14 protein-coding genes are annotated in these 17,580 nt (G+C 56.9%); all 14 read right to left on the reverse strand.

Annotation, left to right across the window (positions count from 1 at the left end; translation table 11 throughout):
* Positions 1-85: 85 nt before the first annotated feature.
* Positions 86-1,246, reverse strand: coding sequence for an AraC family transcriptional regulator (locus tag KP814_RS17150; RefSeq protein ID WP_216737892.1), 1,161 nt, complete (start codon positions 1,244-1,246; stop codon positions 86-88).
* 44 nt (positions 1,247-1,290) lie between these two features.
* A complete protein-coding gene (locus KP814_RS17155) occupies positions 1,291-2,283 on the reverse strand; it encodes an oligopeptide/dipeptide ABC transporter ATP-binding protein (RefSeq protein ID WP_127973345.1) in 993 nt (330 codons plus the stop codon).
* 55 nt (positions 2,284-2,338) lie between these two features.
* Positions 2,339-3,373, reverse strand: a complete 1,035-nt coding sequence (locus tag KP814_RS17160; protein ID WP_216737893.1) for an oligopeptide/dipeptide ABC transporter ATP-binding protein — start codon at positions 3,371-3,373, stop codon at positions 2,339-2,341.
* Between the two features lie 10 nt (positions 3,374-3,383).
* Complete coding sequence (locus tag KP814_RS17165) at positions 3,384-4,307, reverse strand: ABC transporter permease subunit (RefSeq protein ID WP_216737894.1); 924 nt, start codon at positions 4,305-4,307, stop codon at positions 3,384-3,386.
* 42 nt (positions 4,308-4,349) lie between these two features.
* On the reverse strand, positions 4,350-5,270 hold the full coding sequence (gene oppB / locus KP814_RS17170; RefSeq protein WP_216737895.1) for an oligopeptide ABC transporter permease OppB: 921 nt from the start codon (positions 5,268-5,270) through the stop codon (positions 4,350-4,352).
* Positions 5,271-5,327: 57 nt separating this feature from the next.
* A complete protein-coding gene (locus tag KP814_RS17175) occupies positions 5,328-7,049 on the reverse strand; it encodes a peptide ABC transporter substrate-binding protein (RefSeq protein WP_216737896.1) in 1,722 nt (573 codons plus the stop codon).
* A 209-nt stretch (positions 7,050-7,258) separates the two neighbouring features.
* A complete protein-coding gene (locus KP814_RS17180) occupies positions 7,259-9,151 on the reverse strand; it encodes a DUF885 family protein (protein ID WP_253938448.1) in 1,893 nt (630 codons plus the stop codon).
* A gap of 91 nt (positions 9,152-9,242) precedes the next feature.
* Positions 9,243-10,496: a lipopolysaccharide assembly protein LapB gene (locus KP814_RS17185; RefSeq protein ID WP_216737898.1), complete on the reverse strand. Its 1,254-nt coding sequence runs from the start codon at positions 10,494-10,496 to the stop codon at positions 9,243-9,245.
* A gap of 14 nt (positions 10,497-10,510) precedes the next feature.
* Positions 10,511-11,134 carry an energy transducer TonB gene (locus KP814_RS17190; RefSeq protein ID WP_216737899.1) on the reverse strand — a complete coding sequence of 208 codons (624 nt, stop codon included), beginning with the start codon at positions 11,132-11,134 and terminating at the stop codon, positions 10,511-10,513.
* Positions 11,135-11,152: 18 nt separating this feature from the next.
* A complete protein-coding gene (locus KP814_RS17195; protein ID WP_127973352.1) occupies positions 11,153-11,557 on the reverse strand; it encodes a biopolymer transporter ExbD in 405 nt (134 codons plus the stop codon).
* A gap of 90 nt (positions 11,558-11,647) precedes the next feature.
* Positions 11,648-12,175 carry a MotA/TolQ/ExbB proton channel family protein gene (locus KP814_RS17200; protein ID WP_216737900.1) on the reverse strand — a complete coding sequence of 176 codons (528 nt, stop codon included), beginning with the start codon at positions 12,173-12,175 and terminating at the stop codon, positions 11,648-11,650.
* A 14-nt stretch (positions 12,176-12,189) separates the two neighbouring features.
* Positions 12,190-13,551: a MotA/TolQ/ExbB proton channel family protein gene (locus KP814_RS17205; RefSeq protein WP_216737901.1), complete on the reverse strand. Its 1,362-nt coding sequence runs from the start codon at positions 13,549-13,551 to the stop codon at positions 12,190-12,192.
* On the reverse strand, positions 13,551-14,324 hold the full coding sequence (locus tag KP814_RS17210; RefSeq protein WP_216737902.1) for a DUF3450 domain-containing protein: 774 nt from the start codon (positions 14,322-14,324) through the stop codon (positions 13,551-13,553). The genes KP814_RS17205 and KP814_RS17210 overlap by 1 nt, the downstream gene beginning before the upstream one ends.
* Positions 14,325-14,462: 138 nt before the next feature.
* Positions 14,463-17,165: a TonB-dependent siderophore receptor gene (locus KP814_RS17215; RefSeq protein ID WP_216737903.1), complete on the reverse strand. Its 2,703-nt coding sequence runs from the start codon at positions 17,163-17,165 to the stop codon at positions 14,463-14,465.
* Between the last annotated feature and the right edge of the window lie 415 nt (positions 17,166-17,580).

Here is a 17,580-nt window from a genome sequence, read left to right on the forward strand (position 1 = left end):
GTCTTTAACAATAGACTATCCGCTCAATTTGCCCCAAGGACGAAGCGCGCAGAATATTCTGCGCCGCGAGATTACGCGGTCCGGATTAACGAGAGAACGCTTCTTCCGGAACAAACGATCGTGGCGTGGGCAGATTACGGTTGTTCAACGCAGGCACCCAGGACAGCTCCGGCGATAGCGAACCCAGAGAGGAATCTCCGCGCTGACGCCGCAACCAGCGTTCCTGCCGTTGCAGCATCTCCCGGTATTGCGCCGGGGGCATGCCGGTCCAGCGCTGGAATGCGCGACTCAGGGCGCTTTGCTCGGAGAAGCCAACTTGCACGGCGATCGCGGCGAGATCGAGTTTAGTGGTTTGCATCAGCGCCAGAGTCTGCATGAACTTGCGACGGTCCAACAACATGCGGAAACTGGCGTGCTCGCTTTTCAGTTGTTTGCCCAGTTCAATAGGCTCCATGCCCAATTGGGACGCCACCATTTCCATGCTGGGAAACAGTTCCCCAGGTAGATTCGCCAGCACCCGGTTGACCTGAGCGGAGACGTTGCGGGAGCCCGGTCCAAGCATTTTCAGCAGACGCTCTTTCAACGCTTCGAAGACCAGCGTGTCGCCCACGCAGAGGGTCTCGCGATTAACGCCTTCCAGCGAAAAGCGCACCGAGTCCACCGGACTGTGAAAGCTCACCCGGCAACCCAGCTCTTTTTCATACTGCACTGGATCGCCGACCGGCGCATGCTTGAAAGTGACCAGCGTAGCGCGCGCCTTGATGCCGGAGATGCGGCTGCCCAGCGCTTTCCAGCAACTGATGAACGCTTCCACCAGGTGGTCCAGCATGAGTTTGCGCGGCCAGTTGTCTTTGAAAACGCAGGTGACGGCGTCTTCTTCCACCACCAGTTGCAACTCCCCGATGGAGCTGACCGCCCGTTGCGCCTTGCGCAGCACGGACAACGCCTCCTCCACGGAAGGCGCAGAGCTGACGATATAGCCCAGAATGGAATAGGTCGAGGCGTCAATTTCCGCCCCGAACCTCAACCCCATATAGGGATCGCGGGTTTCCGACAGCGCCCGTGCGGTCAGCTCGTTGAGCATGCGCGCGGGAACCCAGCAACGTTCGTCCAACAACTCCCTTAACCCCTTCACCGCATCCACCAAGGCCTGCTCATCAAGCCGGCTCTCACGTAGATATGCGAGATATGAAAATACGAAGCTACAGTGAATAGATGGCTCAACACCCTGTTTTACGAACGACATAGACACTTCCTTACAACAACTAAAACTCGATTACGTCCTTATGATCACGCGTGATGGCAGGCGACGCGGCGTTGACCGTCCGCTACTTCACGCAGTTCCGGCTTGGTCTCTTCGCAGACCTGCGTCGCCATGGGGCAACGGGTGACGAAGGGGCATCCCAGCGGGGGATTGATGGGCGACGGCAAATCCCCTTCCAGCAACAGTACGTCCTTGCCGCGCTCCAGTTCCGGATCTGGAATCGGCACCGCGGAGATCAGCGCTTTGCTGTAGGGATGCAGCGGCTCCCGATACAGGTCGCGACTGTTCGCCACCTCCATGACATGCCCCAGATACAACACCATGACCCGATCGCTGATGTACTTCACCAGGTTAAGGTCATGGGCGATGAATATCAGCGACAGGCCCAGCTCCCGCTGCAGCTTTTTCAGCAGATTGACGATCTGCGCCTGAATGGAGACATCCAGGGCGGACACCGGCTCGTCGCAGATGATCAGGTCCGGCTCCAGCACCAGGGCGCGGGCGATGCCCACACGCTGACATTGTCCGCCAGAGAACTCATGGGGATAACGGTTGACCTGATTGGCGTGCAGGCCGACCGTCTCCATGATGCTGACCACTTTCGCCTCCCGTTCCGCGGAAGACATCTCCGGATAATGGGTCTTCAACGGCTCGGCGATGATCTCCCCCACGGTCATCCGTGGAGACAGCGAGGCGATGGGGTCCTGAAACACCATCTGCAGTTTCTGGCGTCGCTTGCGCAACTGCGAGGGCGAGAGTCCGAGCATATCCTCTCCCTGCCACACGACTTTGCCCTGCACGTTCTGCAGCATGCCAAGAATCGCGCGCGCCAGGGTGGACTTACCGCAACCGGACTCCCCTACAATGCCGAGAATTTCCCCTGGATACAGGTCGAAGCTGATGTGGTTCACCGCTTTCAGTTGCAACGCCTCACCCCGCCACGGCCAGACGCCGCCGCGCGGCAGATCGAAGCGGACGCAGAGATCCTGAACTCTCAATATCGGGTTGGCGCTGCTCATTGGGCGGCTCCTCTCATCATGTCGGCATTACCTTTGTTCTTATATTGCAACATCTTCATAACACATCTCCGCGCACGCCGGCCTCCAGCTCCAGACGCGCGCCGGCGGCGGGCGGCTCTTTTCTGTGCGGCGGCGTCCAGGGCTTGTAACAGGCCCGCAAACGCGATCCGGACAACGCCTCCAGCGCAGGCGCGCGCGCCTCGCACTGCTCGCTCGCCTCGCAGCAACGCTCCGCAAACGGGCATCCCGTTGGCGGATTCAGCAGATTCGGTGGATTGCCGGGAATAGAGTAAAGCTCGTCGCTTTCGTCATCCGGTCTGGGAATCGCTTTCAACAGTCCCTGGGTATAAGGGTGGGACGGCATTTTGAAAATATCCAAAGTAGAGCCGTATTCCATCATGCGCCCGCCGTACATGATCATGGTGTGATCACAGGCGCCGGCGACAATGCCCAGGTCATGGGTGATCAGTACAATCGAAATGCTGAGTTCCCGCTGCAGCTCTCTCAATAGATGCATAATCTGGGCCTGAACCGTCACGTCCAACGCCGTGGTCGGTTCGTCCGCGATCAACATCTGCGGATTACACAGCAGCGACATGGCGATCATCACCCGTTGCCGCATCCCCCCGGAGAATTCATGGGGATACATGTTCACCCGCTCCCGCGCCTGCGGGATGCGCACCGCGTCCAGCATACGGATGGCTTCATTGAGCGCGTCCTTTTTCGACATCCCTTTATGGTGCATCAGCACTTCAGATAACTGATCGCTGACCCGCATGAAAGGGTTCAGCGAGGTCATCGGGTCCTGAAAAATAATGCCGATTTCTTTCGAGCGGATGCGATTCAGCTCCTGCTCGCTCAGGCCGATCAGCTCACGTCCGTTGAACTTGATGCTGCCCGACACATGGGCGTTGCTGGCCAGCAGCCCGAGAATGGCGAACACGCTCTGGCTTTTGCCGGAGCCGGACTCGCCCACAATGCCCAGGGTGGCGCCTTTTTCAACGCTGTAACTCAGTCCGCTGACCGCCTTGACCGATCCTTCGGGAGTGCTGAAGGACACGCTTAGATTTTCTACTTGCAACAATGTCATAACCTTCGCCTCAATTACCCTTGGGATCTAGTGCGTCGCGTAACCCATCGCCGATGAAGTTAAAGCAGAACAGCGTGGCGATCAGCAACGTCATAGGAAACGCCAGCATCCAGGGAGTGCTGCGCATGTTGTCGGCGCCTTCAGAAATCAACGCGCCCCAGGAGGTCTGCGGCTCGGAGACGCCCAGGCCGAGGAAGGAAATGAATGATTCAAACATGATCATTTCCGGCACCAGCAGCGCGGCGTAAACGATAACGACACCCAGCAGATTGGGAATGACATGTCGCAGGATAATCACCATGGGATGCACGCCAACGGTGAAGGCCGCCTCAATAAATTCCTTACGCTTTAAACTCAGGGTCTGACCGCGCACGATACGGGCCATGTTCAGCCAGCTCACCGCCCCGATGGCGACGAACATCAGCAGCACATTACGTCCGAAAATCGCCATCAGCACGATGACCAGGAACATAAACGGAAACGCGCTGAGCACGTCCACCAGCCGCATCATCAGGCTGTCGACTTTACCGCCGACAAACCCGGATACCGCACCGTACAGAGCCCCAATGACCACCGCGACAAACGCGCCGAGTACGCCGATCATCAATGAGATGCGACTGCCCTGCACCGCTCTCTGATACAGATCGCGCCCGACATGATCGAGGCCGAAGTAGTGCCCGCTTTCCAAATTGGGCTGCCCTTGTTCGTAGATATTGCTCAGGCGCCCCCAATCAATGGTTTCGTTGCTCCAATCTGAGGCATAGTGCCCCAAAAGAGAGAACCCCAGCAGCAGCGCCAGCACGCCCAGGCTGATCAACGCCGCCTTGTTGCGCGCGAAGCGTCTGGCCGCGTCCGCCCACAGGCTGCGGCCTTTGTATTTGCCCATGTTGGCGGCCATCGCCGCCACGCCTTTGTCTTTGCCCATCAACAGCATGATTCGTATTCCTTGTTATCCGATTCGCTAGGTTCGCCGCTATCAGTAGCGGATGCGCGGGTCGAGCACGGTGTAGAGGATGTCCACTAACGCGTTGAAGAAAATGGTCAACGCGCCCACCAGAATGGTGACGCCGAGAATCAGGGAATAGTCGCGATTGATTGCGCCGTTGACGAAGTGCTGGCCGATGCCGCCGGTGGAGAACACTTTATCCACCACCACGGAACCGGTCACGATCCCAACAAAAGCCGGTCCTAAATAGGAAATGACCGGAATCATCGCGGGCTTGAGGGCGTGGCGCAGAATAATATGCGTGCGCGGCAGACCTTTGGCGCGGGCGCGCTGGATGAAAGTGCTGTTGAGGGTTTCGATCATGCTGCCTCGGGTGATCCTGGCGACTTGCGCCACATAGGACGTGGCCATGGCGACGATGGGCAGAATCAGATACTCGATGCGCCCTCCTTCCCAGCCGCCGGCGGGCAGCCATTTCAGGTACACCGCAAAGATCATGACGCACAACGGCGCCAGCACGAAGTTGGGCAACATGACCCCGGACATGGCGAAGGTCATGCCCGCGTAATCGGGCCATCGGTTATGATTGAGCGCCGCCACCACGCCGATGCCGACGCCCAGCAGCACCACAATCACGAAAGAGAGCACCCCGATATAGGCGGATCTGGGAAAGCTCGATGAAATCAGTTCATTGACCGTATGGTCTTTGTATTTGAAAGAAGGCCCCAAATCCCCCTGAACCAGATCGCCAAGATAATAGAGGTACTGTTTCCACAAAGGCTGGTCTAAATGGTATTTGGCTTCGATGTTTTTCATCACCGCTTCCGGGACCTTGCGTTCATTGGTGAAAGGTCCGCCGGGCGCGGCGTGCATCAACGTAAATGAAATAGTGACGAGTATCAGCAGCGTAGGAATCGCCACCAACAATCTTCTGATGATGAAGCTCAGCATGTTTTTATTTTCCCACTAGAGTAGAGCCGCCTGCGCGCGCAGGCGGCTAAAACTGACTTATTGCGCCTTGATGTACATATCTTTGGCGTAAGCGATGTCCAGAGGATTATTAGTGGCGTATCCGCCGAGCTGAGGGCTGACCATACGCAGGCCGCGGTAGAAGTAGATGGGCGCCACAGGCATTTCTTCGCTGAGGATCTGCTCCGCTTTCTCATAGAAAGGCGCGGGATCTGTGGAATTGCGCGCGTCTGCGAGCAGTTTGTCGAATTCTGCATTGCTCCACTTGCCGTCGTTGTTGCCGCTGTTGGACAACATCAAGGTCAGGAAGGTGGAGGCTTCGTTATAGTCGCCGTTCCAGCCGTAGCGGGCCACTTTGAAGTTACCGGCGGCTTTTTCAGTCAGGAAGGTTTTCCATTCCATGTTGGTCGGCGTCACGATGGCGCCCAGTTTTTCTTTCCACATCTGGCTGATGGCGACAGCGATGGATTTGTGGCCTTCGCTGGTGTTGTACACCAGATCGAACACCAGTGGGTTGTCTTTGTTATAGCCGGCTTCGTTGAGCAGACGAACCGCTTCAGCGTCTCTTTCCGCCTGGGTCATTTTGCTGATTTCAGGCGCGACATAATGGAAGCCGTTCACTTCTGGAGGAGTGATGCTGTAAGCGGGAGTCTGCCCGCCTTTGGTAATGTATTTGACGATGATGTCGCGGTCGATCGCATAGCTCAGCGCTTTACGTACGCGCACGTCGTCGAAGGGTTTTTCCTGCAGATTGAACTGATACATGTAAGTCGCCAGTTTTGGCACGGAGATCAGCTCATCGTTCATGTCTTGCTTGATGCGCTCCATCTGGGAAACCGGCACCGTGTTGGTGTGGTGCATTTCACCGGCTTCAAAGCGCTGCATTTCGGCGACGGTGTCGTCGATGGGCAGGTATACCACTTCATTGATGATGGTGTTCGCATTGCCCCAGTAGTGTTCATTGCGTACGGCGACCATTTTTTCGCCGACACTCCATTCTTTCAGCTTGTAAGCGCCATTGGAGACGATGTTGCCGGGCTTGGTCCAGTCGCCTTTGTATTTTTCCACGGCTCTCTGTGGTGAGGGATAAGTGGTGTAGTGGGACACCATGATGGGCAGATAGGTCACCGGCACTTCCAGAGACACCTGCAGGGTGTAATCGTCCAGCGCTTTCACGCCCAGTTCGGTAATCGGTTTTTCGCCGTTGACGATGGCGGTGCTGTTGGCGACGCCGGCGACTTCCATGTAGTAAGCGTAGTTGGAGCCGACTTCGGGATTAACCGCGCGTCTCCAGGAATAAACGAAATCATTGGCGGTGACGGGCTCGCCGTCACTCCACTTGGCGTTGTGACGTAATTTGAAAGTCCAGGTTTTGAAGTCTTCGCTGGCGCTCCAGCTCTCCGCCACTCCGGGCATCAACTGACCGTCGGCGCCACTGCTGGTCAAACCTTCGAACAGATCGTTAACGACGGCGCCGCCGACGCTGTCATCCACCAACTGAGGATCTATGGAGCCGGGCTCCGAACCATTACCCCTTACCAGCACCTGCTCCGCGGACAACGGCTCTCCCGTGACCGGGTGCATTCGCGTCGTTGCGCTCCCAGGTTGCTTCGCCCCCGACTTGGCGTCCATCTGACTGACTTGGGCGGCTTCCGCTTTTGGCGCGACGGAAACCGGCTCATCACCGGAACCGCCGCATCCTGACAAGGTAAAGGCAGCGGCCAACATGGTCGCGCCGGCAAACAGGTGTAATGTTTTCATAGATACTCGCAAACTCCTTAGCTGGTTATTTTGTTCCTGAACGGTCGACTGTATCGCGCTTCGCCACGCAACACGCCGTCGGCCCCCTGCTCACACAGGGGGAACCAACGGCGAATGGCCTGAAGGCGTACGTATAACCGCTCCTGAACGGACGATGACTCAGAAATATCGGGTGAATGTTTTCAACAAGAAGAACAGATTCAGAGACTTCATGACTTCCCGTCCTGAAGAGCATCTTTTTCTTTGGCGAGAACATCCCTTTTTTTGTGATCGATCCAATCGGTCACCAGTCCATCCAAAACATTTAACGGAACGGCTCCGTCACGCAATACAATATCATGGTACTCGCGAATGTCGAATTTCTCACCTAATTCCTGCTTTGCTTTTTCTCTCAGCGCCTGGAATTTGAGCATGCCAATCTTGTACGCAGTGGCCTGCCCGGGCATGACGATGTAACGCTCAATGGACCGGACCACGTCGCCGCGGGCGTTAGGCGTGCTCTCCGCCAGATAGTCGATCGCCTGCTCCCGGGTCCAGTGCTTGGCGTGAATACCCGTGTCGACCACCAGACGGCAGGCCCGCCACAGTTCCATGGACAAACGTCCAAAATCCGCATAAGGGTCTTTATAGAAACCCATTTCTTTAGGCAGCAGTTCGGAATACAGACCCCAGCCTTCGATGTAGGCGGTGTAATCGCCGAACTTGCGGAAGGTAGGCAGCTTGTCCAGCTCCTGGGAGATGGAAATCTGCATGTGGTGACCGGGAATACCCTCGTGATAGGCCAGCGCGTCCATTTCATAAATGGGCATTTCGCTCATCTTGTAGAGGTTGGCGTAATACAGGCCCGGACGATCCCCTTCCAGAGCCGGCGCTTCATAAAACGCCTTGCCCGCTTCCTGCTCCCGGAACGGCTCCACCGCTTTGACCTTCAGGTCAGCTTTAGGCAGCGTCAGGAACAGTTTGGGCAGGTTGGCTTTCATATCATCGATCAGCGCCGTGGCCTTTTGCAGATACGCCTGTTTGCCCTCTTCCGTTTCCGGGTAATAGAACTGCTTGTCCTCACGCATGAAGGCGAAAAACGCCTGCAGGTCGCCTTTGAATTTCACCTGCTGCATGATGGCGCGCATTTCATCGTGAATGCGGGCGACTTCCTTGAGGCCCAACTGATGAATCTCTTCCGCGCTCATTTCCGTCGTGGTGATGCGACGCAGAGCGTTGGCGTAGAACGCATCGCCGTCGGGGAATTTCCAGACCCCGGCTTTGTCGTCCGCGCGTTTTTCCAGGTCAGCCAGATAAGCGATCAGTTTTTCGTACGCCGGTTTCACTGACGTCAGCAACGCTTTATTGGCTTCCGCAACCAGAGCCGCCTTGCGTGCGTCGGGAATGTCGGTCGCGGCGACTTTCGCAGAGAAGTCCGCCAACAACGCGCTGTCTTCCTCGCCGCCAAAGGGCTTGCCGGTAATGATGTTACGGCTGGACTGAATCACTTTGGGAAATACAAAACGCGGCGGGATCACGCCTTCGTCAGCCCGTAGCGCCAACTGCTCAATGAGCTGATCGAATAGCGCAGGAATGCGATTGAGACGGCTGATGTAGGCCTCCGCATCCTTGATGTTCTCGATGCTGTGCTGATTGATCAGCAGAGAGGGCGTGTCGGAATGGGTTCCGAACATCTGGTTTACCGGGTAGTCATAATGACGCCACCGGTAGTCTGCAATCTGCGCTTCCAGTTGCTGTTGCATCAACTGATAACTCAACTGGTTGGACGGGTTAAGACGCGAAGGGTCCAGCGCCAGCAGGTCCTGCAGATCCGCCTTGGCGATGCGCAGCGATTCCTCGGCGAACGCTTCGCTCATATCGTCCCATTTGTCGTAGTCGGTTTTGATGCCCAGATAAGACTGAAAGGTGGGACTGCGCGACACCCAGCCTTTAAAAATACGGTCAAACAAGGCTTCCGCCTGCTGATCCGACGCTTCTGTCTGCGCCATCGCGGGTACGCTCCCTGTCTCCGCGGCCCAGGCCGCATTTGTGACAATGCCGCCGCCCAGGCTCAAGGAGGACAGCAGCACGCAGGAATACAGTTTTAACTTCGCTTTATACATCCGTTGGTTTCCATTCACTCTTACAGACCCCGTCCTTTACCGCCTGGACGGGGCGCTCGTTGCTTAAATCGCCCGGGAGTCCGCGCCGCCTTTACTGCTCCGCTCCCGCGGACAGAAAGCTGATCCAGCGTTTCGCGGTAGGGGCGCTGGCGTCAAAGCGCGATGCTTCTCGCATCGTCGCCAACGCCTCCTGGGACTGCTCCAGGTTGTAGTAGGCCTGCCCTTTCAATAACAACGCCCGGCCTTTCTGCTCCTCGCTCATGTCTGTCGCAGGCGCGTTGAGCAAATCAACCAGCGCGCGATAGTCTTCGTCTTCATACAGCTGATAAGCGAGGTCCAGTTGGGTGTCCCCGGTGACTTGTTGTTGCAGGGCGGCTTTATAAGCGTCGATGGCGCGCTTGCGTTCCCGCGCCTGACGCCAGAAGCCGGCCAGCTTGCGCAGGTTGTCGCCGTTGCTGGCGACAACGCCGCGTTGCATGCCGTCCTCCATGATTTTGCCGGCGCGTAAGGGCGCATTCTGGTAGGCGAGATAGTTGGCGAGATTCACGAACTCTTTTTCCTCCTCCAGCATATCGCGTCGGTAGGCCATTTCGAGAACGGCGACCGCCGCGGCGTCCTTTTTGAGTTGCATATACACGCCGGACAACTGCTTCCAATACTGCTTTTTCTCCGGATATGCAAGCAGCAACTCCTTGAGCACGTTGACGGCCTGATCATATTCCTTGAGTTCGTAATGGGCCGCCAGCAGCAGTTGCAGCCAGGATTCCTGCGCCTTGCCTTCCGTTGCAATGGCCTTGCGCACCACGGGTATCACCTTGGCGTATTGCTTCTGTTGGGAGTAGCAGTTGGCCAGCGCCAGATAGACAGCGGAGCCAGGCTTCTGCTTGGCCTGCTCGCTCTCCTGCAGATAGGTCTCCAGTTGCGGCGCCGCTTTCGCGAACAAGTCCTGCGCCATGTACATCTGCGCCAGGTTATAACGCAGCTCCCGGGTCAGCTCAGGCGGTAATCCCTCCACCTTGATCGCTTCCTCGAATACCTGCATGGCTTTCGCATACTGGCTGCGGGCGGCATAGAGATAGCCCAGCGTGCGCAGGACTTCAATGTGGTCGAACTTCTTGCGCTTGCTGCGTTCTTTTTGCTCCAACAACAACGCTTCCGCATCGCCGTATTTTTCCTCGGAAATGTACTCCCTGGCCTTTACTACTTTTTTGTAGGTTTGCGGGGAGATTTCCATGCCTTCGGCGCCGCACAGCGCGGCGGCGGCCAACAGCCAAGCGGACAGACAGGTCAGTACGCCCGTGCGCAGCCGTTGTCGCGCCGAATATGAACGGGGTTTGCTCGTCATCTTCATCACCGTTCCTAAAGAGTAAAGTCAATGCGTTGTCGAGCCCGTGTGGCGACGGCTTTGCCGTCCACCATGGCGGGCTTGAAGGTCCATTTGGAAATACATTGTTTGGCGGCCTTGTCGAATATCTTGCGCGGCTCCGACGCCACCACCTTGATGTCTTCCACCCGACCTTGCGCGTTGACGGTGAATTCCACTTCCACCCAGCCTTCTATCCCGGCGCGCGCCGCTTCCCGGGGAAAGTCCGGCGGGAAGGTCGCTTTACCGATGACGCCGCTGTCGCCGGCGGAGCTGGCGGCCATCCCGACCTGCCCCATCTGTCCCAGGGCCAGTCCCAGGTTGGCGTCAACCCGGGGCATGTCCACTTTGAGTTGCGGCGTCTGCGGACGTACGGCGCTCTGTGTGGTCTTCATTTCCGGCGGAGGCGGCGGACGCTTGGGAGGCGGCGGTTTCGGCAGCTCCCGCTTGCGTTCCTTGACCGGGTCTTCCTTCTGCACCCGCACGAAATCGATCATGCCGATGTCGTCCTTGTCCGCCAGTTCCTTGCCGTCGTTGTGGATCAGCTGATCCATCAGCCGAAACAACCCCAGTACGGTGATCAAGGCCAGGCCTAATGCTGCTGCGAATCTGAATTTCATAACGATTTTCAACGAGGCCTACTTTTTCACTGCAGCGATGGAGATGTTCTGCACCCCCGCCATCCGCACCTGATCCATCACTTCCACCACGATGCCGGAACGGGATTCCGTATCCGCCTGAATCACCACCGCGCCTTCCGGGTTTTCCGCGCGCAGACGCTCCACATTGGGACGCACCTGGGCCACTTCCACCTTGCGCTTGTCGATCCACACCGCGCCATCATCCGCGACGGCGATCATGATGTTGCCCTTTTTCACCGTCTGCGCGGTATTGGCGCTGGGGCGGTTAACGTCAATGCCCGCTTCCTTGATGAACGAAGTGGTGACGATAAAGAAAATCAGCATGATGAATACGATGTCGAGCATCGGCGTCATGTCGATGGCGGTGTCTTCCGACTCCGCGGAAGCATATCTTCTTCTCATTGTTCTATCCCCTGGCCCGACTCGCCGCCGGGCCGCCTCTAGTCTATATCCGCGTCTGCGTCTGTTTGCTGCGTCAATTCGTCGCAGGCGTTAGTGATGCTGTAATTTGTCGGTCAGCTCCCGGGTCACTTTCTGGGCGCGCTTTTCCAACTGCACGGCGAAGTAAATGCCGGACAGCGCCGCCATCATTCCCGCCATGGTGGGAATCGTCGCCTTGGAAATGCCCGACGCCATCGCCCTGGGACTGCCAGTGCCGGTGACGGCGAGCACGTCGAACACCTGCACCATGCCCACCACCGTTCCCAACAGTCCCAACAAGGGACAGAGCGCGATCAGCGTCTTGATCAGCGGCAGCGATTGATGCGCGCTGATGGACGCCTGCGAGATCAACGCGCGGCGCACTTGCTGATTGTTCCAGGCCGCCGCCTCAACGCGTTCGCTCCATTGCAGCAAAATGCACTTCGCCTGAGCCGGAAAGCTCATGGCGAAGAAGAAGTAACGCTCCAGAATCAGCGTCCACAGCAGCACGGTCAGGGCGAAGATGGCGACCAGCACGTCGCCGCCCAGGCCCAGAAAGCGCTTAATGGACTCGATTTCGTCAAGAATGAACCAAACCATAATGTCAGCTCCGGCTAGCGCGCCGCTTCCGCTTCTTTATGCAAGGCGATAAAGCCTGCGCTCTGTTCTTCCAGGGTTTGAATCAGACGGCGACTCTTACCGTTGACGAGGGTGTGGGCGAAAACCAGCGGCACCGCCACGATCAATCCCAACATGGTGGTGACCAGCGCTTCGGAAATACCGCCCGCCATCAGTTTGGGGTCGCCGGTGCCGAACAGGGTGATAGCCTGGAAAGTGGCGATCATGCCGATGACCGTTCCCAGCAGTCCCAACAGCGGAGCCACGGAGGCGAACAGCTTGATGAAACCAACGCCCTTCTCCAGTTTGGGAGCGTTTTTCATGATCACTTCATCCAGTTTCAGCTCCAGGGTCTCGACATCCGCGTCTTTGTTGTCCTGATAGGTTTGCATGATGTCGCCCATGGGGTTGCCGCGAATCACGTCCTTGGACTTCAGCTGTTTCTTCACGCCGGACTGGATGTAACTGAGGCGCAGATACCCGAACAACGCCAGCAGCAGCCCCACTGCGCCCAGCGCCAGAATCACATAACCTACGGCGCCGCCCTGCTGCACTCGCTCTTCCAGGCTGGGACTCTGCACCAGCAGCGACAGGATCACGCCCCGTGAAGGGTCGATGAAGAACGGCTGATAACCGTCATTGGCGTTTTCCAGACCCGCGGCCAGCTCCAGCATGGCGCTTTCCGGCTGTCGTGAGAGCTGTTCGAATTTGCCGGTCTGGGCGGAATAGTTAAGGTATTTGCCGTCCGCGATGGCGTTGAATGTGCCGACCCGGGTGACGCTTTTCACCGCCTGATCGCCCTCGCCGTAAACCACCGTGGCGTCGAAACGGCTGACTTCTCCCGAGGCGGTCATGGCCTGATACAGCTCAATCCAGAACTTCTCCAGCTCATCGATGGACGGCAACGCGGTGCTCTCCGCCAATGAACTCATCAGCGCCATGCGCTCAGGGTATTGCGCCGTGACCATGGACGCCTGAAACACGCCCTTGGTGTCGTTGGCGGTCTGTCGCACCAGACCAAACATCTCGCCCAGGGAGCCTTTACGTTGCTCCAGGGTTTCCTTCAGTTCCGTCAGCTGTTTTTCGTTTTCATCGTAAGCGGTTTTCAGGTTGTCCATACGGGCCTGCTCCGCCTTCAACTCCGCCTGAGCCTTGGCCAGCAGCGCCTGGCGCTGGTCTTTCTCCGCCTTGAACTTCGCTTCGCGACTTTTGCTTTCTTTAGACTCGGTGACCCGGTCTTCCTTGATCTGCTTTAACAGCGCCTGCAGGTCTTCATTGGTGCCGGCTTTGACCGTCGTAGTCGCCAACGCCGACGCCAGAATGCAACTGAAGACAGTTATACGTTTAAGTGTTCTCATCACTTCGCCCTCGCAGCCAGCACAGGTAATTTAATCAACGCGGGCGGAGCCTGTTTCTTGGCGATCTTCAGCCCTTGCGACACGGCGGAGCGGTAGGTTTCCGGCAGCGCTTCCCATTGTTTTTTATCTTTGTTCCAGTGGCCGGTTTCCGCGCCATCCGGCGTTTGATACATCAACGCGATACGGCCGATACGCAGGAATTCGTAGGTTCTCAGTTGCTCGCCTTCGCCGAGGCTGGCCTTGTAGGCTTCGATGGTGCGACCGTATTCGTTCTCCACCTCGTAAGCTTCCAGAATTTTGCGGAATTTCTCTGACGTGGACACATCAGCGCGATCCATCAAGGCGCGCAGATCCGCCACTCGCTTGCGCCGCTCGTCCATCTGGAAAGGCACATCCGCTTCCACGAACTGCTCCAGCGCCGACACCATGCGCAGCATGAGCGGAACCACTTCCGTACGCGTCTGCTCCAGGGCGGAAATCTGCGTATTAAGAGAGCTCAACTCCGCCTGTTGCGAGCTGACGATACGCTCATTCTGATCGTTATAGGCTTTCAGGCCTTCGATCTGGCGGATGACGTTTTTGTACTCGGACAGTAATTCGTCGGACTGGTCCGCCAGTTTGTCCACCCGCGCCTGAGATTGCTGCGAGGACTGCACCATGGCGGTTTGCGCGGCGACGGACTCGCCCAGAGTATCGGCATAGGCTGGCAGGGACAGCGTCAGTCCCGCCAGGGGCGCTGCAATGAGCAGTTTGGAAATCGATCTGATCTTCATAAGTTTCAATAATCTTGCAAAAACTATCATCGTCGGTTCCTGAAAAAAGCCCCGCCCGAAAGCGGGGCGACTACAGGAAAACGACCGTTGTAGTCCGGCCAGGCCGCCTTGCGAACGGCTGCGCCGGCTCATCCATTACTAGAAGGCCTGGGTGTACTTGAAGTAGGAGACCCGTCCCTGAATGCTGTACAGCTCTTCCGAGTACGTAACGCCGTCCGCACGGAACGAAGGCTCTTCGTCGAAGAGGTTGCGTACGCCCAGAGCGATGGTGGCGTCCCAGGGCGTGTTGTAGCTGTAGTGAACGTTCCACACGGTGTTGGAGTCGACGTGCCCGTCGCGCTCATTTATAGCGGAATCCGACTGCGGCCCGATGACTTCGGCGTTCAGATAAACATCATGAGCGTCGTTAGGCGTGGTGTAGCCAACGCCCGTGTTGAAGCGGAAGCTGGGATATTCCCAACGGCCCACGTAGTCATTCACGGGTCCGCCGGGGAACTCGTCTTTCTCGAAGCTCAGGATATAGGTGCCGGAGAAGTCGTAACGCAGCGCGCCGAAACCATAGTCTTCACCCCAGTTGAACTTGACGTCGAGACCTTCGGTTTTGTTCACGCCAAAGTTAACCATAGGCGCGACGGCGGACAGGATGCGTCCGGAATCGGAGCGGGTGATGTAGGGGGAGGATTCGCCAGTGGCGACTTCCTGGTTGATGGAGTTTTGCAGCTCCAGCAACTGGATGACGTTTTCGATCTCGATGGAGTAGTAATCCACGGAAACGTCCATGGAGTCAGTGATGTTCCACACGGCTCCTGCGGTGAAGGAGGTGGACTCCTCCGCCTTCAGATCTTCGTTGGAGGAACGGGTTACGTTGTACTGGCGCTCATCGCAATCGCCGCCGCAAGTGACGTAGTCGACCGCGTAATCGGCAGAGAAAGAATCCGCCGCGTACAGATCGCTCAAGGTCGGCGCCCGGAAGCCAGTGCCGTAGGTAGCACGCAGCGTCAGGTTGTCCAGCGGCTGATAACGGACCGTGGCTTTACCAGTGGAGGCGGAGCCGAAGTCACTGTAACGGTCATAACGTCCGGCCAGGTTCAGTTCCACCTGATCGGTGATCGGCGCTACGGTTTCGATGTAGAACGCGCGCATGTTTCTTTCCCCGGCGGAAGAGTTGCCGGAGCTGCCCAGCACGTTGCCGGCTTCCGACTGGTCATCCACTTTGGAGGAGAAATCCCAGCTCGCGTATTCCGTACCCAGGGCCCAGGAAACCGATCTGCCGTCGATTTCGCCAAGGTCAAAAGACACACCGGCGGTCGCCTGCTCAAACGTCATCTGATCTTGCGAGAACGGCGAGTATTTCAGGCTCTGGATGCTTTCCGCGTCAAACTCGCCGCCGGTGAACTTACCGGAATCCAGCAAGGGCTGAATCAGAGGCTTGAGCACGTAGCCGGTGGATGTCTTGGTGTTGTTGGCGTAGTTGTGGTGATAGTTGGCGTTCCAGCTCAGATCGCCCACCAATTGTGTCTCCACTTCGCCTTCCAGACCGAAAACCAGGTCCAACTGCGTGTCGGAGACTTTATCGTCACGAGGTCCGATGGGTGAGAAGCGGTATAACACAACGGCAGGATCGTCATCGCCGTTCACCACGCCATCGCCGTTAGTGTCCGGGTCCAGCCCGTTTTCCGCAAAGAACGCAGCGCCGCCGGAGGTGTTCTGGTCGATCTCAAACTGGTCCGCAACCGGCGCGAAGCGGCTGAAGCTTTTGTTCTGGTTGAAAATAACCCGCGCCACAAAGTCCAGATTATCCTTCAGCTCCTGACGTCCCGTCAGCATCACCGAGTCACGGCTCAAGGAGGCGGTTTTAGCCGCTTCTCCAGTGTAGTCGTAGGCGCAGACCAACTGACTGGGATCGGTTTTGCTATCCCGATACGGACCATGGAAAGGGCCTTTACAGTTACCGTCTCCATCCAGAGAGCCGGCCAACGGCTTGATGGCGTAGCCGTTGGCGGGGTCGAGTACGTTGCGTCCGTAGTAGCTTTGTCCGCTGGTGTCGGAGAAGAATTCAGAGCCAAAGCCGGTCGCTTTCAGGTACTCACGATCACGTAGATTAACGATGCCTTTGGAGTCATGCTCGTAGGAGAACAGCAGGTTGCCTTTCTCTGTCGTCGTTCCCAGCGCCAGGTTATAGGATTCTTCTTCCCCACCCTCATGTTTCGGCAGGCCTTTGCCATAAGAGATGATGCCGCCGTCCAGATCTTCCTTCAGGATGATGTTAACGACGCCCGCGATGGCGTCGGAACCATAAATCGCAGATGCGCCATCGGCGGTGATTTCAACACGCTCGACAATAGCGGCGGGAATCGCATTCAAGTTGACGGCGCCGGCGGGCCCGGTGTCTGAGCCGCTGGGAGAAACCGGAACGCGAATGCCGTTAATCAGCACCAGGGTTCTGCCCTCGCCCAAGCCGCGCAGGCTGATGGTCGACTGCGATTGCGCCGTGGAGCCCGAGGACTCCGAGATCGAGCCAAAGCTGTTGCCGGCGGCGGAGCGCAGCACGTCCGCAATGCTCAGCTCGCCCGTGCGGTCGATATCCTCACGCGTGATGACCTGCACCGACTGGGCGCCTTCCATATCCGCCCGCATGATGCGTGAACCGGTGACGCGAATCTTTTCCAGTTTTTCCACCGGCGCGCTTTCAGTTTCCGCCTCGGCGGACGCATCCGCATCGACAGGTTCTTCCGCATAAAGATTGGCGGCCGCGCCCATGGTTAATACAGAAACCAGCGCCCCGCGAGATAAATTAAGTGATATAGCCTTAAAGGATGCTATGGACGACTTCTCCGTCATTTTACTTCTTCTCCAAGTTGAATGTTGTCCTGAGTGATGACGAAGACGGATGGCAATTCCTATGCCAGAGAACTTTTATTAATTCAGCAGTTTGGGCGTTTTTTGACCACCCATAAGATAGGCCAAAAAGAATAAGTATTTATACGTATTTTATAAATTTTAAACGGCTTACTTTTATGTTTTAAAAGATTTATCTAACGGGTGTTATCAGCGATCCATTTTTATCAAAAAAATAGTGACAACATATTTTGACTTTTATTTATATTTCCATCCGAAAAAAGCATCAAAATGATTAATCATTTTTTGACTCATTTTTGTATTCATCACTGCAATTACAGATAAAACATCCCCCTCCACAGCCACTCCCCGGTCGCCGATTCAATAGGTCGTCATAAAACTTTCATCTGCTTATGCG

It is taken from the genome of Hahella sp. HN01 (genome assembly GCF_018986435.1).
Classification (GTDB): domain Bacteria; phylum Pseudomonadota; class Gammaproteobacteria; order Pseudomonadales; family Oleiphilaceae; genus Hahella.